Source organism: Planktotalea sp., assembly GCF_018607995.1.
Taxonomy (GTDB): Bacteria; Pseudomonadota; Alphaproteobacteria; order Rhodobacterales; family Rhodobacteraceae; genus Planktotalea.
In genome coordinates this window covers 37,450-58,673 of record NZ_JABBAL010000015.1, presented here as the reverse complement: position 1 = coordinate 58,673, position 21,224 = coordinate 37,450, and the positions used below count along the sequence as shown (strand labels likewise).

21 protein-coding genes and 1 pseudogene are annotated in these 21,224 nt (G+C 53.5%); 3 read left to right on the top strand and 19 right to left on the bottom strand.

Annotated features, from left to right (window positions below; all coding sequences use genetic code 11):
- Window positions 1-42: 42 nt before the first annotated feature.
- From QZ280_RS04220 to QZ280_RS04190, 7 genes are read right to left on the bottom strand one after another with little or no spacing between them, the layout of a single operon-like run.
- Entirely contained in the window at window positions 43-1,233 is a 1,191-nt protein-coding gene (locus tag QZ280_RS04220; RefSeq protein ID WP_293441287.1) for a cytochrome P450, read from the bottom strand.
- Entirely contained in the window at window positions 1,230-3,158 is a 1,929-nt protein-coding gene (gene dxs, locus QZ280_RS04215) for a 1-deoxy-D-xylulose-5-phosphate synthase (RefSeq protein ID WP_293441286.1), read from the bottom strand. The genes QZ280_RS04220 and dxs overlap by 4 nt, the downstream gene beginning before the upstream one ends.
- Window positions 3,159-3,182: 24 nt before the next feature.
- Window positions 3,183-4,037: a polyprenyl synthetase family protein gene (locus tag QZ280_RS04210; RefSeq protein WP_293441684.1), complete on the bottom strand. Its 855-nt coding sequence runs from the start codon at window positions 4,035-4,037 to the stop codon at window positions 3,183-3,185.
- A gap of 14 nt (window positions 4,038-4,051) precedes the next feature.
- The gene (locus QZ280_RS04205; protein WP_293441285.1) at window positions 4,052-4,294 is read right to left on the bottom strand and encodes an exodeoxyribonuclease VII small subunit; all 243 of its coding nucleotides are present in this window, start codon (window positions 4,292-4,294) and stop codon (window positions 4,052-4,054) included.
- Window positions 4,276-5,217 (bottom strand): histone deacetylase family protein, encoded by a 942-nt coding sequence (locus QZ280_RS04200; RefSeq protein WP_293441284.1) that lies wholly within the window; start codon window positions 5,215-5,217, stop codon window positions 4,276-4,278. Before QZ280_RS04200 ends, QZ280_RS04205 begins: the two co-directional genes overlap by 19 nt.
- 22 nt (window positions 5,218-5,239) lie before the next feature.
- Window positions 5,240-5,941: a response regulator gene (locus tag QZ280_RS04195; protein WP_293441283.1), complete on the bottom strand. Its 702-nt coding sequence runs from the start codon at window positions 5,939-5,941 to the stop codon at window positions 5,240-5,242.
- Window positions 5,938-6,444, bottom strand: a complete 507-nt coding sequence (locus QZ280_RS04190; protein WP_293441282.1) for a MarR family transcriptional regulator — start codon at window positions 6,442-6,444, stop codon at window positions 5,938-5,940. The genes QZ280_RS04195 and QZ280_RS04190 overlap by 4 nt, the downstream gene beginning before the upstream one ends.
- Window positions 6,445-6,593: 149 nt before the next feature.
- Between QZ280_RS04190 and QZ280_RS04185 the strand changes: the two genes are divergently transcribed.
- Window positions 6,594-7,463: a branched-chain amino acid aminotransferase gene (locus QZ280_RS04185; RefSeq protein WP_293441281.1), complete on the top strand. Its 870-nt coding sequence runs from the start codon at window positions 6,594-6,596 to the stop codon at window positions 7,461-7,463.
- A gap of 76 nt (window positions 7,464-7,539) precedes the next feature.
- On the opposite strand, the gene QZ280_RS04180 is transcribed toward QZ280_RS04185, so the two are convergent.
- The 12 genes and pseudogenes from QZ280_RS04180 to QZ280_RS04125 form a co-directional block, all read right to left on the bottom strand.
- Window positions 7,540-8,460 (bottom strand): ABC transporter permease, encoded by a 921-nt coding sequence (locus QZ280_RS04180; protein ID WP_293441280.1) that lies wholly within the window; start codon window positions 8,458-8,460, stop codon window positions 7,540-7,542.
- A gap of 6 nt (window positions 8,461-8,466) precedes the next feature.
- Entirely contained in the window at window positions 8,467-9,732 is a 1,266-nt protein-coding gene (locus QZ280_RS04175) for an ABC transporter permease (RefSeq protein ID WP_293441279.1), read from the bottom strand.
- 100 nt (window positions 9,733-9,832) lie between these two features.
- The gene (locus QZ280_RS04170; protein WP_293441278.1) at window positions 9,833-10,906 is read right to left on the bottom strand and encodes an ABC transporter substrate-binding protein; all 1,074 of its coding nucleotides are present in this window, start codon (window positions 10,904-10,906) and stop codon (window positions 9,833-9,835) included.
- Between the two features lie 108 nt (window positions 10,907-11,014).
- A complete protein-coding gene (locus QZ280_RS04165; protein ID WP_293441277.1) occupies window positions 11,015-12,115 on the bottom strand; it encodes an ABC transporter ATP-binding protein in 1,101 nt (366 codons plus the stop codon).
- Window positions 12,116-12,336: 221 nt separating this feature from the next.
- Window positions 12,337-13,035, bottom strand: coding sequence for an SGNH/GDSL hydrolase family protein (locus tag QZ280_RS04160; protein ID WP_293441276.1), 699 nt, complete (start codon window positions 13,033-13,035; stop codon window positions 12,337-12,339).
- On the bottom strand, window positions 13,036-13,989 hold the full coding sequence (locus QZ280_RS04155; RefSeq protein WP_293441275.1) for a DMT family transporter: 954 nt from the start codon (window positions 13,987-13,989) through the stop codon (window positions 13,036-13,038).
- Between the two features lie 104 nt (window positions 13,990-14,093).
- Window positions 14,094-15,197: a 3-isopropylmalate dehydrogenase gene (gene leuB, locus QZ280_RS04150; protein WP_293441274.1), complete on the bottom strand. Its 1,104-nt coding sequence runs from the start codon at window positions 15,195-15,197 to the stop codon at window positions 14,094-14,096.
- 61 nt (window positions 15,198-15,258) lie between these two features.
- Window positions 15,259-15,483, bottom strand: a pseudogene (locus QZ280_RS04145) (LysR substrate-binding domain-containing protein); the annotation flags it as partial.
- A gap of 321 nt (window positions 15,484-15,804) precedes the next feature.
- The gene (gene leuD / locus QZ280_RS04140) at window positions 15,805-16,410 is read right to left on the bottom strand and encodes a 3-isopropylmalate dehydratase small subunit (RefSeq protein ID WP_293441683.1); all 606 of its coding nucleotides are present in this window, start codon (window positions 16,408-16,410) and stop codon (window positions 15,805-15,807) included.
- Window positions 16,411-16,514: 104 nt separating this feature from the next.
- Window positions 16,515-16,805 (bottom strand): hypothetical protein, encoded by a 291-nt coding sequence (locus QZ280_RS04135; protein WP_293441273.1) that lies wholly within the window; start codon window positions 16,803-16,805, stop codon window positions 16,515-16,517.
- Window positions 16,806-16,844: 39 nt separating this feature from the next.
- The gene (gene leuC / locus QZ280_RS04130; protein ID WP_293441272.1) at window positions 16,845-18,251 is read right to left on the bottom strand and encodes a 3-isopropylmalate dehydratase large subunit; all 1,407 of its coding nucleotides are present in this window, start codon (window positions 18,249-18,251) and stop codon (window positions 16,845-16,847) included.
- A 221-nt stretch (window positions 18,252-18,472) separates the two neighbouring features.
- Window positions 18,473-19,237, bottom strand: a complete 765-nt coding sequence (locus tag QZ280_RS04125; protein ID WP_293441270.1) for an SDR family oxidoreductase — start codon at window positions 19,235-19,237, stop codon at window positions 18,473-18,475.
- Window positions 19,238-19,337: 100 nt separating this feature from the next.
- Between QZ280_RS04125 and QZ280_RS04120 the strand changes: the two genes are divergently transcribed.
- Window positions 19,338-20,279: a formylglycine-generating enzyme family protein gene (locus QZ280_RS04120; RefSeq protein WP_293441268.1), complete on the top strand. Its 942-nt coding sequence runs from the start codon at window positions 19,338-19,340 to the stop codon at window positions 20,277-20,279.
- A 29-nt stretch (window positions 20,280-20,308) separates the two neighbouring features.
- A complete protein-coding gene (locus QZ280_RS04115; protein WP_293441267.1) occupies window positions 20,309-21,151 on the top strand; it encodes a 3-keto-5-aminohexanoate cleavage protein in 843 nt (280 codons plus the stop codon).
- Window positions 21,152-21,224 lie beyond the last annotated feature (73 nt).

Sequence of the window (21,224 nt, the reverse complement as noted above, 5' to 3'; positions counted from 1 at the left end):
ACGTAGCCGCGCAGTCAATCCTTGGAAAATAAATCGAAAAAACTAGGCTAGGCGTGCAGGCAAGACCGAAAAGCCGCGAAACCGGATGCGCCCTGCACGTTCTGTACCCTCTACAATCTCGTAATGCGGAAAACGCTCAAGGAATTCGCTAACCGCAATCCGACCCTCCATCCGCGCGAGCGTCAGGCCGACGCAAGTATGCGCACCACCTGCAAAAGCAAGATGTTTGTTAGGGCGACGGTCCAATTGCAACACATCGGGGTTTTCGAATTGTGCAGGGTCTCGATTGGCAGCGCCAATGCACAAATGTAGGTCCGTGCCTGCAGGGATGTGGGTGCCATGCAACGTCATGTCCTCAGTTGTGAGGCGATTGCCGAATTGATTGGGGCTTTCCATGCGCAGGACCTCATCAACAGCCATTGTGATAAGCTCAGGTTCAGCAAGCAATCGCGCACGCGCCACACGATCGTGGTCAAGTAACATCAGCGCATTGCCAATCAGGTTCGTCGTCGTTTCATGCCCTGCGTTCAGAATGAAAATGCAGTTTTGGTACAACTCCACAGGGCTCAAACGCCCTTCCTCGGATTGAATTAGGCGGGTGAGCACATCTGTTTCGGGTTCGCCCGGATTGATGCGTCGGTCCGCCACAATTTCTGTCAAGAAAGCAACGAAATCGAGCACTGCCTTGTTACCACGCGCTTCTTGTTCTGATGACAATTGCGGCTCTAACGCGCCAAGGATTGCGAGCGACCAATCGCGCAAAGGGCCGCGCCGTTCGCGTGGGATGTTGAAAAGATTGCCAATAACTTCGATCGGGATCGCACCTGCGAAGGCGTCGATTAGATCGACCTCTTTATGTTCGCTAATCTCATCTAGTAAGCTGTCGACCAAAGTGACCAAACCTGGCTCCATTGACGCCAAAGCGCGCGGGTTCATCGCGCCCACCATGATCTTGCGCACGCGCGTGTGCAGCGGCGGATCATTGAACACCAGCGATGTCGTGTGATGCTCAAACAGCGGAGCGTCCGTACCGAATTTCGGCGTGAACACTTTCTTCTTGTCAGAAATAAAGCGCGCAGTATCGCGGTAGATCATATCCAGATCGGCGTAGCGCGACACGATGAACGATCCATCGGGTTGGCCGCAGACAGGGTGGTCTTCGCGTAGACGCGCGTAATGCGGATAAGGGTCATGGTGAAAGCCGCTCGGTAAATTTGTGAGCGTCAGACTCATGCTTTCTTACTAACGATTGAGGCAATGCCCAAAGTGTCGAGCACCTTCGCCTCGATGTCTTCCGCGTTTAATTTCGCGACCGTATACATATCTCGCGGGCTGGACTGGTCGATAAAGATATCCGGCAAAACCATCGAACGGTATTTGAGACCTGTATCGAACACGCCCTCTTCTGCGAGCAGCTGCGCTACGTGAGAGCCAAAGCCGCCAACGACGCCCTCTTCAATGGTGATCAGCGATTCATGATCTTGAGCGAGTTGCAAGATCAAGTCACGATCCAAAGGTTTGGCAAAACGCGCATCGGCAATGCTTGGCGTGATGCCTTTGGCGGCGAGCGCGTCGCAGGCATCCTCCACCTCTTTCAGACGTGTACCGAAGGAAAGAATGGCCACGCCTTTGCCCTCACGGATCATGCGGCCTTTACCAATCTCCAGTGGAATACCCTTCTCAGGCATTTCTACTCCAACACCTTCCCCACGTGGGAAACGGAAGGCGATTGGACCCTCATCATGGGCAACCGCAGTCGCAACCATATGCACCAACTCCGCTTCGTCCGCAGCGGCCATCACGGTGAGTCCGGGCAAATTCGCAAGATAAGCAACATCAAAAGCCCCCGCATGTGTCGCACCATCAGCACCCACAAGGCCAGCGCGATCAATCGCGAAACGCACAGGCAAGCGTTGGATCGCAACATCATGCACAACTTGGTCATAGCCACGCTGCAAGAACGTGGAGTACATCGTGCAGAACGGCTTCATCCCGCCAGCGGCAAGTGCTGCGGAAAAGGTCACACCATGCTGTTCAGCGATTGCAACGTCAAAACACCGGCTCGGGTAGCGCTCTGCAAATTGGTTGAGCCCTGTGCCATCAGGCATCGCGGCTGTGACAGCGCAAATCTTGTCGTCGGCGGCAGCTTCCTTCAGCAGGCTTTCTGAAAAAACCTTGGTGTAGCTCGGCGCGTTGGATGGGGTTTTTTTTTGCTCACCCGTCAGAACGTCAAACTTCGCCGTTGCATGGCCTTTATCTCGCGCAGCTTCGGCGGGTGCATAGCCCTTGCCCTTCTTCGTAATCACATGGATGAGCACAGGCCCCGTCGCGCGCGTTTGAACAGTGCGCAAAACAGGCAAAAGCTGATCCATATCGTGCCCATCGATGGGGCCGAGATAAGAGAAACCCAACTGCTCGAACAATGTGCCACCAACAGTCATGCCCTTCAGCATATCCTTGGCGCGCTTTGCTCCTTCGCGGAAGGGTTCAGGCAGCAGACTTACCGCGCCTTTGGCAGCGGTCTTGAGATCTTGGAACGGTTCTTCCGCATAAAGTCGGCTGAGATAGGAAGACAGCGCACCAACAGGGGGCGCGATGCTCATCTCGTTGTCATTGAGGATCACGAACATGCGTTTCTTCAAGTGACCTGCGTTATTCATCGCCTCAAATGCCATACCGGCACTAATTGAGCCATCTCCGATCACAGCAATCGCGTCACCTAGACCACCGGGCGCTTCGCCGCCCAAATCACGCGCAACAGCAAAGCCAAGGGCTGCCGAGATTGAGGTTGAGGAATGTGCCGCACCAAAGGGGTCATAAACGCTCTCTGAGCGTTTGGTGAACCCGCTCAGGCCATCTTTCATACGCAAGGTGCGGATACGATCGCGACGTTCCGTAAGGATTTTATGGGGGTAGCATTGATGACCCACGTCCCAAATAATTTTGTCCTTGGGTGTGTTGAAAATGGAATGCAAAGCAACTGTCAGCTCAACAACGCCCAGTCCCGCACCCAAGTGACCGCCAGTCTCAGATACCGCCGAGATCGTCTCAGACCGCAATTCCTGCGCCACGCACACGAGTTCGGAATCAGAAAATTGTTTGAGATCAGAGGGACGGTTCACACGGTCCAAAAGCGGGGTATTCGGACGGTCAGACATATCACTTGCCCCCTTAGTCGTAAGTTACGAGCGACGCTCAATCACAAAACGCGCAACATCACACAGATGATCCGCATCGCTTCCGAAGATAGATAGTGCATCACAAGCCGATTCCACCAGCATTTCAGCGCGGCTCTTTGCCCCGTCTAGACCGAGCAGCGACACGAACGTCGCTTTGCCCGCTTCCGCGTCCTTTTGCGCTGCTTTGCCGAGGGTTTCAGCGTCACTTGTAACATCAAGTATGTCGTCTGCGATTTGAAAGGCGAGACCGAGTGCATCGCCATAGGTTTTCAACGCTTGAGTGTCAGCTTTGGCAAGGATCGCACCAGCTGTCGCGGACCATGTAATGAGCGCGCCTGTCTTGCCGTTTTGCAGCTCTGTAATTTCATCGATGTTCAAAGGCGTCGCCGTGCTTTCCGCTGCGATGTCGAGCGCTTGACCGTAAACCATTCCTGCAGCACCACTCGCGCGTGCAAGCGTCAAAGCCAGGGTTGAACGAACAAACGGGTCATCATGGCAGGCAGGATCGCTCACCAGCTCAAACGCCAGCGTTTGCAAAGCATCTCCACACAGGACCGCCGTGGCATCATCCCACTTCACATGAACCGTAGGCTGACCCCGACGCAGATCATCATCATCCATACAAGGCAAATCATCGTGCACCAATGAGTACGCATGAAGCGCCTCAATCGCACAGGCCGGCGCAATCGAGCACGCAACATCAGCGCCGCACACACGCGCACTTTCGCGCACAAGGAACGCACGCAAGCGTTTGCCACCTGTCGTCGCATAGCGCATCGCTTGCACGATTGGAACATCCGCGAAACCGCTAAGAACGCGCATAAAATGTTGGTCCACCTCCGCAGACCAACCTGCCATTTCAGATTTAAGTGTCACAGCCCTTCGACAGGCGTTGTCCCTTTGGCCGCGCCATCACCATCAAACGTGATCGCAGCAACCTTTTCTTCGGCCTCTTTCAGCTTGGCCTCACAGCGCTTTTTAAGCTCCGCGCCACGCTCATAAAGGGTAATGGATTGTTCCAAAGGCACATCGCCGCGCTCTAGCTGGCTGACCACTTGCTCCAGCTCGCCCATGGCTTGCTCAAAGCTCATTTCACTTACGTTAGTGTCGCCCATCCGCTGGCCTCCCTCAATGCATCCACATGCGCGGCCACAGCTTCGGCCAACGCATCCAAATCATAGCCCCCTTCGAGTGCAGAGACCACACGCCCTTCGCATATTTCGCCCGCTATTTTGCACAGCTCGTGTGTGAGCCATTTGAAATCGCCTGTGGACCAGTTGAGGTTCGCCAAAGGGTCGTCTTGGTGCGCATCAAAGCCAGCGGAAATGAAGATCATTTCAGGCTTGAACGCACGTAAACGCGGAAAAACTTCAGCCTCATAAAGCGCGCGCATTTGATCGCCTTTGCTTTCGGGCGCGATGGGCAAATTCACAACATTGTCGAACCCGCCTTTGTCAGAGCGTTCCCCAGTGCCCGGCCAAAGCGGCATTTGCTGGGACGTTATCGTCAAAGCACGCTTCTCGTTCCAAAGCAGGTCCTGCGTGCCATTGCCGTGATGTACGTCAAAATCAACGATCACTACACGTTTCAAGCCATGATGTTCAAGCGCATATTTCGCGCCAATCGCAACATTTCCGAACAGGCAGAACCCCATGGGCGTGGAGATTTCGCAATGATGCCCAGGGGGTCGGATCGCTGCGAAAGCATTCCCTGCCTCACCGTTCATCACCATATCTACGGCTTTGGTGACAGCGCCAACAGCACGAAAGGCGGCGTCGAGCGAACCAGGCGACATATGTGTATCTGCGTCCAGCTGACGATGCCCCACATTCGGCAGCGCGCTGCGCAAATCGGTGATGTGGCTCGCAGGATGGCAACGCATGATGTCATCTTCGCTACCCAACGGCGCTTTGACAAGAAGGAGGTCTTTGTCCTTGAGCGCACGTAGGATGTATTCGAGCCGAGCCACCTGTTCAGGGTGACCTGCGGGTGTGACATGCTCAAGGCATGCGGGATGTGTGATGAGGGCTGTGGTCATAGCGCTCTCCTAAAAGGGACGTTTAATCAGGCGCCAACATATACCCAGCGCCGCGCACGGTTTGCATGTAACGGGGTTGCTTCGGGTCCATCTCGATTTTACGCCTTAACCGCGTGATCTGAACATCCACCGCACGCTCTTGCGCTTGGCCGCGATCACGGCCCAAGTCTTCGACCAATTGCACTCGGCTAACAGGCACGCCCACATGTTTGGAAAAAATGCGCATGAGTTGAGACTCGGTCGCCGTTAGGCGGACAAGTTCATCGCCATGCCACATCCTACCATGCTCGATATCATAGCGCACAGGGCCTAGATGCAGGACTTTAGGGGTAGTATCTACTGCTTCCATTTCAGGCATGCGGCGCAGGATTGCGTTGATGCGGAGCAACAGTTCCTTAGGTTCAAACGGCTTGGCAAGGTAGTCATCGGCGCCCGCCTCAAGCCCTTCAATCCTATTCTCCGTCTCGCCCTTCGCGGTCAGCAGCAAGATCGGTGTGGTTGAGGTTTTACGAATATCACAGGTGAAGCTCACACCATCTTCACCCGGCATCATCACGTCCATCACTATCATATCGAAATCAAGGCCAGCCAATATGCGCCGCGCATGGGCAGCATCGCGTGCGGCGGTGACAAGAAACCCGTGTCGCATCAAAAATTTTTGCAAAAGCCCGCGAATGCGCTCGTCGTCGTCTACGATCAAAAGATGGGCGTCGGGATCATTCATGTGCAGCTTTCCTTAAGCGCACACGATTTGCGGCGCATGTCTTTGTCCATCATTGCCTCAAGTACGGCGCGAAATCCAGTGACGGCTTCCGCCCCCACATCACGATAAGCGGCGCGCATGCGGGCACGTTGCGCATCGGAGAGTTTGCGTTCCAGTTCCGCCCCTGCATCGGTAAGAAACAAATGGCGTTCACGTTTGTCAGTGCGACCCACTTTGCTTTCAACCAAGCCATCTTCGATCAAGGTTCGCAAAACCCGGTTCAGCGACTGCTTGGTCACGCCCAAGATACCGAGCAGATTGTTCACAGTCGTGCCTGGCGCGCGGTTGATGAAATGCACGGCACGGTGATGCGCGCGCCCGTATGCCATCTCTGAGAGGATGCGGTCAGGATCAGCTGTAAAGCCCTGATAGGCAAAGAACATCGCCTCAATCCCTTGGCGCAATTGTTCATCTGTGAGGAACAAAAGCATATCACTGTGTTGAGCTGCGCTGCGTTCGGACATGGCACACCTTTCCTTGGCTTTCGCAAATTATATGTCAGCTTTGTTGACTTTCCAACAACAGACTGCTAGCGATTCACAGTTTCGGCGCAATATTATGTCCGCTTCGGACATAATTTGCGCAACAAATGAAAAAATGGAAAGAGCGCACTATGACTGGATCTTATGCAGATCGCGACGGTAAAATCTGGATGGACGGCAAACTCGTCGAATGGCGCGATGCCAATGTGCATATCCTGACCCATGCGATGCACTATGCATCTTCGGTTTTTGAGGGCGAGCGCTGCTACTCAGGCAAGATTTTCAAATCGCGCGAGCACTCAGAGCGTTTGATCACCTCTGGCAAGTTGATCGACTTTGACATCCCCTACACGGTGGACGAGATCGAAGCAGCCAAGCAATCGGCACTTAATGCAAATGGTCTGAAAGACGCTTATGTGCGCGCAGTTGCGTGGCGCGGTGCGGGCGAAGACATGGGTGTCGCGTCGTCCAAGAACCCTGTCCACATGGCTGTGGCCGTTTGGGAATGGGGCAACTACTACGGCGACGCAAAGATGAAGGGCGCAAAGCTCGACATCGCCAAATGGAAGCGTCCATCGCCTGAAACAGCACCCTCGCAAGCCAAGGCTGCCGGCCTCTATATGATTGCGACCATGTCCAAGCATGCGGCGGAAGCCAAAGGATGTTCAGACGCGATGATGTTTGATTACCGTGGATACGTGGCAGAGGCGACAGGTGCGAACATCTTCTTCGTAAAAGACGGTGAAGTTCATACGCCAAAGCCTGATGCCTTCCTCAATGGGATCACGCGCCAAACGGTGATTGGCATGCTCAAAGAACGTGACATCACTGTGAATGAACGTGTGATCATGCCAGAGGAAGTTGAAGGGTTTGAACAATGCTGGCTAACAGGCACAGCAGCAGAAGTGACGCCAGTTGGCCAGATTGGCGATTATAATTTCGAAGTTGGCGCGCTGACGCGTGAGATTTCAGAAGCGTATGAGAAGCTTGTACGCGATTGATCAACCCGGAGAGATAAAATGAAAAAGCCGGCTCCTTACGGGATGCCGGCTTTTTTGATTTTGCGATAAGGCAGGATTAACCTGGGCTCATACCGCGTAACTTTTCGGAGCGGCGGCGCAGCAGTTCCACGACTGTCAGCAAGGCTATCGAGATAATAACAAGGATCGTCGCGACCGAGAGGATCGCGGGGCTGATCTGTTCGCGAATACCATTCCACATCTGACGTGGGATAGTTTGCTCATCGAGCCCCCCAACAAACAGGACGACGACAACTTCATCGAACGAGGTTACAAAGGCAAACAAGGCACCAGAAATTACGCCCGGCAAGATCAATGGCATTTGCACCTTAAAGAAGGTGCGTGTCGGGCTTGCGCCCATGTTAGCTGCCGCCTTGGTCAAGGAATGATCAAACCCAACCAGCGTTGCCGTTACGGTGATGATCACAAAAGGAATACCCAAGGTCGCATGCGCAAGGATCACCCCAAGATAAGGAATGCCCCAGTCTTGGATTTTGATCGCTGAGTAGAAGAAGAAAAGCCCCGTCGCCGTAATGATGATCGGTACAATCATAGGTGAAATCAGGATCGCCATAATGATACGACGGCCGGGCATCTCAGGGCGCGACAGACCTAGGGCCGCGATTGTACCCAAGGACGTCGCAATCACGGTTGAGAAGAAACCAATGATCACAGAGTTCTTAGTAGCATTAATCCACGCCGCATTGTTCCAAGCGTCCGCCCACCAGCTTGAATCGCGCGGGGCGTCGGGTTCGTTCATGCCAAACGTTAGCAGCAAATCATACCAACGGGTCGAGTAACCCGTCGGGTCAAACTTCAACATCTTTTCAGTGAAGGTGAAATAGGGTTCCGCGTTAAAGCTCAGCGGGATCACAATCAGGATCGGCAAAATCAGGAACAGAAAGATCAGCGCGCAAATTGTCAGATAGGTATAGTGCCAGACGCGTTCGAGCGTGGACGTATGTAAAGGAAGAGCCATATCGCGTTACCCCAGTTTCAGGTTGTCGATGCCGATAAGGCGATCATAGAGCCAATAGAGCAGCAGAACCGCCCCCAGCAGAATTGCAGCCAAAGCAGCGGCCAAGGACCAATTCAGCGACTTGGTCATGTGGAAAGCAATCAAGTTCGAGATCAGCTGACCATCCGCGCCACCCACCAACGCAGGGGTGATGTAGTAACCAACAGACAAGATAAAGACCAAGAGCGCACCCGCTCCAATCCCTGGAACTGTCTGTGGGAAATAGATTCGGCGAAACGCGGTCCAACTGGTCGCGCCCATAGAGCGTGCCGCGCGCACATAGCTAGGGTTGATCATGCTCATCACAGAGTACAAAGGCAGTACCATGAAAGGCAGCAAAATATGAGTCATCGCAATCACCGTACCTGTCTGATTGTACATCATCTGAATACGATTTTCATCTGCGAGGATACCCGTCGCCACCATAGCATCATTCAAGACACCCTGACTTTGCAAAACGATCATCCAACTCGTCGTGCGCACTAAAAGTGATGTCCAGAAAGGCAGCAAAACAAGGATCATCAACAAATTGGATTTGCGCATCGGCAACGTGGCCATCAAATGTGCTATTGGGAACGCCAGAAAGAAACAAATGACGGTGATCATCAGCGACAAGATCAAGGTACGTTTGAAGAGCGTCACATAGACCTGACGGTTCTCAGGCACCATTTCAACAGAGCCATCATCAGCCCGTTTGCGATCCAAAGCAGCAAGGTAGAAATTCACCGTCACAGCACTTGAGGCCGTGCGCATCGCTTGCCAAAGACTTGGGTCAGCCCAGTCCTCATCAAGATCAATGATCGATTCTTTGAATGGCGGTGCCAGTTTTTTAGCCTTACGCGCAGCTTTAGTGAACATGGAGCGCGAGCCAGACAATTCGTAATTGATGCGCGTGCCGGCTTGGCCCGGCGCTTTCAACTCACGCAGGACCAACAAGTCAGCAGCAAGAGCGGCATAAGCCGTTTCATCAGGGTCCGTGCCTTGGGGGTTTTCCTCAAACCATTCAGCAAGATTGGTCATGATCGGCGTACTGACGCCTGTGCCAAAGTCTTTAGAAATTGTGAAGCCGGTGTTGCTCACCGACTTATAGAGCATCTGCCCAATCGGAAAGATGAAGCTGACAACGATGAACGCCAACAGCGGCAACACCAAAAGGAATGCGCGTCTTTTGGCTCTGGATTGAGCATGCGCCAGCGCTTCTTTAAGCGGCTTGCCGCCTACAGTTGTCAGCATGCTAGGTCCCATCGTGTTGTAAAATTCTTTTGCTCAGCGTTTATATCGCCGAAGGAATAGCCCCGCCTGTCCAGTGCAGACGGGCGGGGCCAAAGATCGCTTACTTCGCCAACCAAGCGTTGAAACGCTCGTTCAGCTCTGCGTCTTTGTCGACCCAGAACTCGAAGTTGTTGACAAGAGCGTTGCCGAGGTTTTTAGCAGCCGTTGGCATGTGTGGTGCCATGTCTGTTATACCATCGGAGTACTTGCCAACCAAAGCGCCAGAAGACTTACGTGCTGGACCATAGGAGATCCAAGACGCCTGATCCGCCAAACGCTGAGTGTCTGTGGAAAACGCGATGAACTTCAAAGCTTCTTCTTTGTTTGGCGCACCCTTTGGGATGACAAACAAATCGAAGTCGAGGATCTGACCGTCCCAAACAACTTCCAATGGCTGGTTCTCAGCAATTGCCGCGTTGAAGATACGACCATTATACGCAGTGGACATCACAACTTCGCCGTCTGCAAGAAGCTGTGGTGGCTGTGCGCCTGCTTCCCACCAAACGATGTCAGCTTTGATGCTGTCGAGCTTAGCGAATGCGCGATCTACGCCTTCGTCTGTGTCGAGTACTTCATAGACTTCTGCCGCAGGAACGCCGTCCGCCATCAAAGCCATCTCAAGTGTTGCTTTTGCAGACTTGCGCACGCCGCGCTTGCCTGGGAAGCCAGCTGTGTTGAAGAAGTCATCAATGCTGTCAGGTGCTGTTGGGTTGTTGTCTTTGTTATACGCAAAAACAGTGGACCAAACGATGTTCGCAACTGCGCAATCCTGAAGCGCGCCTTCGATGAAGTCGTCTGCTGCAGATGTGCCGTCAGGTGCTGCTGGCAGCATGGACAGGTCGATCTCTTCCAAAAGGCCTTCGTCGCAAAGACGTACAGCATCAGAGAATTCAACGTCAGCCACGTCAACTGTGACGTTGCCCGCTTCAACCTGAGCTTTGATAGGTGTCGCTGGGTTGTCGGAATCAACAGAATTGATCGCGATACCTGTCTCGGATGTGAAAGGCTTGTGATATGCCTCGACCTGGCTCTTTGTATACGAACCACCCCAAGACATAACTGTGACTTCCTGAGCGGACGCCGCGAAAGCTACGCTGGTCAGGGCTGTCGCCAAGAGTGCTGTTTTAAGTTTCATTATAGTCTCCCTAGTTACCTATTCATTTATTCAAGGTTTGCGTCATAGGTGTTACTCAAACCCTTTGAAAACCGCGAGGCGCGAAGCGCTCCGCGGCACATCGAAAATTTATGCGTCCAAGGCGCGGCAGTCCTCTGCCATCCAGCCAATTTCCACTTGGCTACCCGGCTCAAGACGCACTTGATCCGGCGCGTTGCGCGATTTGATGATGAAGTCATCTTTGCCAGCAACCCGCAGACGTGTGCGGAAAATGTCGCCCATGTAGATAAACTCAAGCACTTCAGCTTTGAGCGTATGCGCTTCGGCACTCAAACGATCTTTGTTGAATTCAACGCGCTCTGGACGGATAGACACGCGCGTGCGCTCGCCTGCTTTGGTCACATTCACTGGTTTGCAATCAATCAGACCACCGCCATCAAGTTGCACTAATGCGATACCGTTCTTGATCTCTTTGACAGTCCCCTCAAGCGTGTTGTTTTCACCGATGAACTGCGCCACGAAACTGTTTTGCGGACTCTCATATAACTCATCCGGTGGCGCTAGTTGTTGAATACGGCCATCCTCAAACACAGCAACGCGGTCTGACATTGTCAGCGCTTCAGTCTGATCGTGCGTGACGTAGACCACGGTAATCCCTAGATCATCCGCAATGCGCTTTATTTCGAACTGCATCGTTTCGCGTAACTGCTTGTCGAGCGCACCAAGCGGTTCGTCCATCAGAACCAACTCGGCCTCAAACACCAGCGCACGCGCAAGGGCGATACGCTGCTGCTGGCCACCGGACAATTGCGCGGGACGGCGCCCGCCGAACTCACCCATTTGAACTAATTCGAGCACTTGCTTTACCTTCGCTTCGCGCTCTGTCTTTGGAATTTTGCGCACTTCAAGCGGGAAGCTCAGATTTTCGGCAACCGTCATATGCGGGAACAGCGCGTAGTTTTGGAACACCATACCGATGCCGCGCTTGTGCGGTGGAATATTGTTAATCGGCTGTCCATCAAGACGAATGTCGCCATGCGTTGCCGTCTCAAAACCCGCAAGCATCATCAGGCAAGTCGTTTTACCAGAGCCTGATGGCCCAAGCATCGTAAGAAACTCGCCCTTTGGCAGTGATAGATTTAAATCTTTAACTACGAGGTTTTCCCCATCGTAGCTTTTCTGTACGCGATCAAATTCAACGAACGCGTCTTTCGTATGACTATCAGCCAAAAGTGGCTCCCCATGTCTCTCCAGCAGGTTTTCCCTGCCTTTTGCGTTCACGATTTAAAACGCGACTCGCAGCGCAACGCAACCAATTTGCTGACTCGGTGTTCGATTTCACTGAAACGAGACCAATTCGACTGAAATTACGGCAAAACCGAAGTGAATCGCCTATGAATTCGACCGAATCAGGAGTTTATATTATAGTATGTGATATCAGTTCTGATGATTTAATCTGCCATGCTCTGCCCCCAAAGAGCACAGGTGCGCGCGCTTGGATGAAACCCGTCAGACACCATCGCCCCGAGGGTGAAAGGCAGATCGATCGTAACCAAATGCGTGTCAGCTTCGTTTGCAATATCTTCCTGCAAAGCGTCGTTCATGCGGGCAGCCTGCGCCCCTAAAATCCACTGCAACAGCGACGGAAGCACTGGGAAATGTTGCAGTGGATGCACTGCAGTTACAAAAATCTTGCGTACCTTGAAGCGCGCGTGCAATTGGTTGCGTAACTGCGATTGGTTCGCGCACCACCACGACACAAACAAAAACCGCACCACGTCATTCGCGCCAAGCGCAAGGACCGCGACATCATATGCAGTATCAGGTCCAGAGCCGAGCAGCGCGGTGGTAGATTTGGTTGTCGAACCGGTCTTCGCAACGAGCTTCCAGCTTACACGATGCGTCTTTTCCAAAGCTGCCACTAACTGACCACTCAGTGCATCCTTTTGACCCGAAACACCAACACCCGTGCCAGAGGAATCGCTAACGATCAAAACGCGCAAATCTGACCCTTTGCCGCTGCATCCCTCGCGCAGGCCGGCAGCCTCTGGCAGGATCAATGCTTTGCGTTTGATACACAGGCCGTGAAATAGCAGCCAAGGCGCCAGAGGCAGGCGCACTAACACGTCTAAAGGTGGCAGAAACCCCATCTAACCGCACTTTTTTCGCGCCCGAATGAGCGGGCCAATCCGCAGGCTTGTCCCCGTCTCTGTACGTGTGCGCGTACGCAGGACTGGCGTGTTCTCAGATGCATTCGCGCGCCCTTCGCGCAGCGTGATGTAGATACCACTGCCAATGATAATTGCTGCGCCCAAGATCGTGGCGCTGTCCATGGTTTCGTTGAACATCAGAACTCCAAAAACGCTTGCCCAGATGATCTGCGAATATTGCATCGGCGCGACCACCACCGCCTCCCCTTCCCTATAAGCTGCAATCACTAAGGAGGACGCAAGCAGCACCATAAGTGACATCAACGCGATGCTGCCCATGTGCTCAACCGGCATGGGTTTGTAGACAAACCCCAATAGCGCGCCCATGAGCACGAAATTTGCCATCATCGGGAAAATAAGTAACACAATGCTGCGTTCATCCTTGCCAATCTTGCGCACAATAATGGACGCAAATGCACTCCCGAATGCAGCCACCAAAGCCGCCGCATGGCCAAGCGTCGGATCTTGCGCCCCAGGTTTCAGCACGACCAGAACGCCGCCAAGCCCCACGAGAACAGCAACCCAACGGTGCGTTCTAACCGTCTCCCCAAGAATCGGAATAGCGAGAATTGTGATCAACAAAGGCGTCGCAAATAGGATCGCATAGACCTGCGCAAGCGGCAGCGTCGAGAAAGCGTAATAGGCGGACACACCCGTGAGGGTCGTCGCGAATGTGCGAAAGGCGGTCCAATAGGGATGACGCGGGCGCAAGTTTCCTGAATTTGCATCACGGATCAGCATCAATGTGACCCAAGGAAAGGCGAAAAGGACAGAGAAGACGATGATCTGGATCGGCGAATAATCAGCGCCAAGGATTTTCACGATCACATCATGCGTGGCGAAGATCGCGAACGCGAGCAACGCAAGCAATGCGCTTGTTATGTTGCTGCCCATGTTCCGGCCTCGTTCGCTAAATCGGAATTACCACAAACATCACGAGATTGGGATACTAAGGCAAGCGCTTAAGCCCGCCTTAGCTGCTTTCATTAACGAAACGCTTATAGCGATGCGTCGAGTGCTGCGAGGATCGCATCGCCCATTTCTGTTGTGCTCACAGGCGTGCCATCGTTGGCCTGCATCAAGTCCGCAGTGCGCACGCCATCGGCGAGCACTTTTTCAACAGCCGCTTCCAAACGATCCGCCTCTGCGCCCTGATCAAAGCTGTAACGCAGCGCCATCGCGAAGCTCAGGATACAGGCAGATGGGTTGGCTTTGCCTTGACCTGTAATGTCCGGTGCGGAGCCGTGTACCGGCTCATACAATGCTTTCGGACGACCATTTTCCATCGGCGCACCAAGGGAAGCGGATGGAAGCATACCAAGAGAACCCGTCAACATCGCTGCGCAATCGCTCAAGATGTCGCCGAACAGATTGTCCGTGTAGATCACATCGAACTGTTTAGGGGCACGCACCAGCTGCATCGCACCGTTGTCGGCATACATGTGGGACAGCTTTACCTCTGGATAATCCTTGGACACCTCTGTGACGACCTCGCGCCAAAGAATGCCGCTCTCCATCACGTTGGCTTTCTCCATGGAGCAGAGCTTTTTGTTGCGGCGCATCGCCAGCTCAAACGCAGAACGCGCGCCGCGCTCAATCTCAGCTTCCGTATAGCGCTGCGTGTTGATGCCAACGCGCTCGTTACCAACTTCAAAGATGCCGCGTGGTTCACCAAAATAAACACCGGACGTCAGTTCGCGTACGATCATGATATCCAGACCCGCGACCAATTCTGTCTTCAAAGACGAGAAATCCGCAAGCGCATCAAAGCACTGTGCGGGGCGCAGGTTGGAAAAGAGATCCATTTCCTTGCGAAGACGCAGCAAACCACGCTCAGGCTTTACGGAGAAATCCAGATCGTCGTATTTCGGACCACCCACAGCACCGAGTAGGACCGCGTCCGCTTCTAGCGCTTTGGCCATCGTGTCGTCGTGCAAAGGCATGCCGTGTGCATCATACGCTGCACCGCCCACAAGGTCTTCGCTCACGTCAAAATTCAGACCACGCTTGTCGCCGTACCATCCAATGATGCGCTGAACCTGCGCCATAACTTCGGGACCAATGCCGTCACCGGCCAGAATTAGGAGAGATGGGTTGCTCATAGCGTTGTTCCTGAATGGGTTAATCTGTTGCGCATCGCCCTAGCGAGTAGGGCGCGTCGGGTCAAGCTTTGGCCAGCTCGAAGCGCGCAGTGATCCCTGCCTCCAGCGAGTCCCAAACCCGTTTGATCCGAGGGGTAGATCGCATGGCCTCAGGTGCTGCAAGCCAGATAGGCAGCGTGGGCAAGTCCACCTCGGGCAACAATCGTTGTGCCGTTGGATCCGCACTCGCAAAGGACTGTTGCGTGAAGCCGATGCCGCATCCAGCACGCACCAATGCCCAATAGGTGTTCTGATCATCGCGATCATAGACAACGACCGTATGATCGAGTCAACTTCTCAAGCTGTGACATCAACATGCTTAATCAAATAGGCCAAATGAGGGAGAAACTGGTGCGAGATTGCGTCACTTTCAGTGCGTAAAAAAGGCGATTTAAAATCAATGCACTACATGTTTTATTTCATGTAGAAGTCATCCCTACAGCCTCGGCTTTCTGAAATATATGAAAAAAATCGCGAGGTGGTTTTCCTTAAACACGGTTAACCAAGGTAGGCTTGAGAGAGGCCACGCGCGGCAGCCTCTTTCTAAATTACTTCACTTAATGTGCGCTTAGACCCATGGGCGTGCAGCAGATGCCGACGCCTCAAACGTGTCAATTGCGCTAGCCTTTTCCATGGTCAGGCCAATGTCATCAAGGCCTTCCGCAAGGCAGTGCTTTTTGAAGCTATCAAGCTCAAACGAGAACACTTCGCCATCAGACGTGGTCACAGTCTGTGCAACCAGATCAATGTCCATACGCGCGTTCGCGCCTTTCTCCGCGTCCTTCATCAACACGTCCACTGCCTCTTGTGGCAGAACGATTGGCAAGATGCCGTTTTTGAAGCAGTTGTTATAGAAGATGTCCGCGAAGCTGGTGGAGATCACGGATTTAATACCGAAATCCGCCAGAGCCCATGGCGCGTGCTCACGCGAGGAGCCACAGCCAAAGTTGTCGCCAGCCACGATGATCTGCGCATCGCGGTAGGCTGGCTTGTTGAGAACGAAGTCCTCAATCTCGTTACCTTGGCGGTCAAAGCGCATCTCGTCAAAGAGGTTCACACCAAGGCCAGAACGTTTGATCGTTTTCAAGAACACTTTCGGAATGATCATGTCCGTGTCGATATTCACCAGCGGCATGGGTGCCGCAATACCTGAGAGGTTTTCGAATTTTTCCATTGTCGTTTCCTTTGTCGCATCTGCGCGGTCCGCAGTGCTGTTTGGAGTATCTTGTGTGCGTGGTTGCATGGCCTCTTTCAGATCGCGCGCTGCCGTTTGACTTGCTACGATGCTGCCCTCAGGACGTTGCCAAAACTGGCTCCGCGCCCAGCACCCTGATTTGGACGCCCTTGGATCGGACCAACAACACCTTGCTTTGACAGATTAACCATCAACGCATTCGCCTGATCAATTCCGAGGCCCAATTGCTGCGCCATGCTAAACACCGAGAAATTCACGCGGTGTTTAGCTTGATCCAGTGCCATCTTCATCGCCAAAGCAGGGTAAGCTGCTTTAGAAGCCATTCCCACAGCAGCCGCGCCCGCTGGTAGAGCAGACATAAGGGGCGCACTCATCGCACTCCCCAGCAATTGAAGAAAACCACGCCGTTTCATTTAGACCAGCTCACGAATGTCAGTGAGACGACCCGTAAGTGCAGCAGCCGCAGCCATCGCAGGCGATACAAGATGCGTGCGCCCTTTGTAGCCTTGACGGCCTTCAAAGTTACGGTTGGAGGTTGCGGCACAGCGCTCATGCTCAGAGAGCTGATCCGGGTTCATCGCGAGGCACATAGAACAACCTGCGAGACGCCAATCAAAGCCAGCTTCACGGAAAATATCCGCGAGGCCCTCTTCCTCAGCTTGAGCACGCACGAGGCCGGAGCCCGGCACGATCATCGCGCGCATGCCTTCTTTGATCTTCTTGCCTTTGACAACTTCCGCAACTGCGCGGAAATCCTCAATACGGCCGTTGGTGCAAGAGCCGATAAAGACTGTATCGATCTCGATATCCGTCAGCTTTTGTCCGGGTGTAAGGCCCATGTAATCAAGCGCGCGCTGCGCCGCTTCAACCTTGCCACCCTCGAAATCGGACGGGAACGGAACCACACCAGAGATTGGCAAAACATCCTCTGGGGATGTGCCCCAAGTCACACTAGGCTCGATATCCGCACCGTTCAAAGTCACGACTTTATCAAAGTGCGCACCTTCATCGGTAAAGAGCGTGCGCCAGTATGTTTCAGCCGCTTCCCACTCTGCGCCTTTTGGGGCGTGGGGGCGTCCTTTGCAATATTCGTAGGTTTTCTCATCAGGCGCGATAAGCCCTGCACGCGCACCGCCCTCAATCGCCATGTTGCAAACAGTCATGCGGCCTTCCATGGAAAGGTCACGGATCGCTTCACCGCAATACTCGATGACGTAGCCAGTACCACCAGCTGTACCAGTTTCACCAATCACGGACATGGTGATGTCTTTCGCGGTCACACCCGGCTTCAATTTGCCTGTGATCTCGACCTTCATGTTCTTGGATTTCTTCTGGATCAGCGTTTGCGTCGCCAGAACATGCTCCACCTCAGACGTGCCGATACCATGTGCCAAAGCACCAAACGCGCCATGCGTCGCTGTGTGGGAATCACCACAAACAACAGTCATCCCAGGAAGGGTCCAACCCTGCTCTGGTCCAACGATATGCACGATCCCTTGACGCACGTCAGAGACAGGATAGTAGTGAATGCCGAACTCTTTCGCGTTCGTATCAAGGGCGGCGACCTGAATGGCGCTGTCTTCTGTCATGTTCTTTGGATCATCACGACCTGCGGTTGTCGGTACGTTGTGATCCGGCACAGCGATTGTCTTGTCAGGTGCGCGCACCGTACGGCCCGTCATGCGCAAACCTTCAAAGGCCTGCGGCGAGGTCACTTCGTGCACAAGGTGGCGGTCGATATAAAGAAGGCATGTGCCATCTTCCGCTTCATGCGCGACATGCGCATCCCAGATTTTGTCATAGATCGTTTTGGGGGACATTTGGTCCACTCCCGTCATTGTTAGCTATAGGAATTTGGCGCAGCGCAAAAGCTGCCAGATCAAAGCGGACTTAGGGTAGTCGGGCCAGCACAGCGCGTGATGCGCCGTAAAAGCGTTCGCGTAAACGCGCGTGCTCGTTCAGATCGAAAACTTGTTTCATAAACTTCCAAATACACAGGCAAACCCCTTCGTTCAAGGGGGAACCTTTTGCGCGGGTAGGCTTACAGCCCCAACTGCCCACTAGTCCCCAAGGCCGACATACCACCGTCAATGGTGATGTCTTGGCCTTTGATCCAGCCACTTTCAGCGCTGATCAAATAGAGGATAACGTCAGCGATTTCTTCGGGGTAGCCGGGACGACCAACGCGCGCGACATTTTTTGTCATGCGATCCCCAAAGGCAGCTTCGAAATCATCCAAGATGCCCGTGCTCACCGCCGCCGGGCTAACGGAATTCACGCGCAGTGATTTAGCGAGCAAACGTTCTGTATTGGAGATGCCCCAAACGACGACCGCTTCTTTGGTGAGATCGTAGGCGCGAACGTAGTCGATATCTTGATTGGTAATGAAATCATCCAGCGCTGTCACATTTTCCAAGGCCATCAGCGCTTTCACTTGGTCGATGTTGGCACGCCAAGCAGCCCCTGCGCGCGAGGCAACATTCACGATTGCGCCCCTTTGTTTCAACATCGGCTCAACCGCGCCCGTCAACCGCACCAAGCCCAGATAATTCACTGCGAGAACCGTTTTCATAAGCCCCTCGCGCGGAGGCACACCTGCGTTGTTCACTAAGCATTCAAATGTGCCAGACAGCTTTGATACCGCTGTATCGATGGCGTCGGGATCAGACATATCCACTTTGATCCAGTGATCCACACCAGTGGGTTCTACAATATCAAACGCCGTGACTTCGTAGCCTGCTGCCTTGAGTTTTTGACTTGTCGCAGCCCCGATGCCAGTCGCTGCGCCTGTAATCAATGCTCGCATTTTTTGCCCCCTTAAGTGATGATCAACACTGGACCCCTTGCGCGTTTCTTTTGCAAGCGCTCTAGTAATACCTGCGACCATCCTCAGACGTAAAGCAATTATGACCATTAAAGCCACATGTTGCGGCGCATCACGCAATGCACCACCTCGAAACACGCCAAGCGCCAAGATCATCGCCGCCCGCACAGTTGATGACTTTGACACTGTTGCAATCCCAGCTGCGCGCAGCGTTTATGGAACTGCAACGCCGCAGATCCCCAATGATGGGGAAGCACCGTTGCGCAGCAAGCGCCTGCGCGGGTTTTCGTGTGGCGTAACCACAGTTACTAACGCGCAGTTCAAAGCGTTTATTGACGCAACAGGATATATGACCGAAGCCGAGGACTTCGGCTGGTCCTTCGTCTTTTACAGCGACATCGCGAAAGAGATCGGCCCGACCCAAGCTGTACCTGGTGTGGAATGGTGGCGCCGCGTTGATGGGGCAAACTGGCGCGACATAAATGGCCCCAACACTTATGCAGCAGCTTGGGATCCCGATCATCCTGTCGTGCAAATGTCATGGCGCGATGCGCGTGCATACGCGGCTTGGGTGGGTGGCCGCCTTCCGACAGAAGCCGAATGGGAACATGCGGCACGCGGTGGCTTGGGTGACGTAAAATTTCCTTGGGGCGATCAAGAGCCCGAGGAAAAAAGCTATACGCCCTGCAACATTTGGCAAGGCGATTTCCCCAATATCAACACGTGTGCGGATGGCTATCAACGCACGGCGCCTGCGCGTTCGTTTGAGCCGAATACCTATGGGTTGTTCAATATGGTCGGCAATGTCTGGGAATGGACCAGCGATGCCTACCATGTTCAGTCGCTCAAAAAGGATGTGAAGCGGCGGTTGGCGCAGATGAAGGGGTTCAAACTGTCGAAAGGTGGTTCTTTCCTGTGCCACAAAAGTTATTGCTATCGGTATCGCATCGCGGCACGCTCGGGCACATCACCCGATAGCGCAACGCCACATCACGGGTTTCGCATCGTTTGGGATGCGGTGTAATCGAGAAAAATCAGATCAGGGGCAAACCTATGAACGAATATGCAAATAAACCCTGTATCATCTGCGTTGCGATCACAGGATCTGTGCCCAAGAAAGCCAACAACCCTGCGGTTCCAATTACAGTCGCTGAGCAAATTGAAAGCACACATGAGGCCTTCGAAGCAGGCGCTTCGATTGCGCACTGCCATGTACGCAATGATAATGAAACACCCTCGTCTGATCCCGAAAAGTTCGCGGCCCTGAAAGAAGGTATTCAAAAGCACTGTCCAGGCATGATCGTTCAAATGTCGACAGGCGGGCGATCGGGCGCGGGTGAAGAGCGCGGCGGAATGTTGCCTTTAAAACCTGATATGGCATCGCTCTCTGTAGGGTCATGTAATTTCCCAGCGCGCGTCTACGAAAACAGCCCTGACTTAATCAAGTGGCTGTCCGCGGAAATGCACAAATACAAAGTGACGCCTGAAATCGAAGCCTTCGATCTGAGTCATATCTTACAAGCGATACAAATGCACAAAGACGGTCTGCTTTATGGCACGCTTTATGTGCAGTTCGTGATGGGTGTAAAAAATGCCATGCCTGTCGATAAAGAGGTGTTTGATTTCTACGTCAATGTGATGAAAGCCCGCGCGCCTGATGCACCTTGGTGTGCCGCTGGTGTTGGTGCCGGTCAGATCCTTGTGAACGAATGGGCGATTGCCGCAGGCGGTCACACGCGCACAGGGTTAGAAGACAACCTGCGTTTGGATCGCACCACACTCGCACCTTCCAACGCAGCCCTTGTTGCGCGCTCGGTTGCTATTTGTGAAAAATATGAACGCCCCGTTGCCACATGGGAACAAGCGCGTGATATCTTGGGTGTACCCTTGCGTTAACGTTAACTTGTGCTGTCGCCATTTGCGCGACACCCTGGGCTAAATACCTGAGCAGACGAGTTTTCGTCCAGTG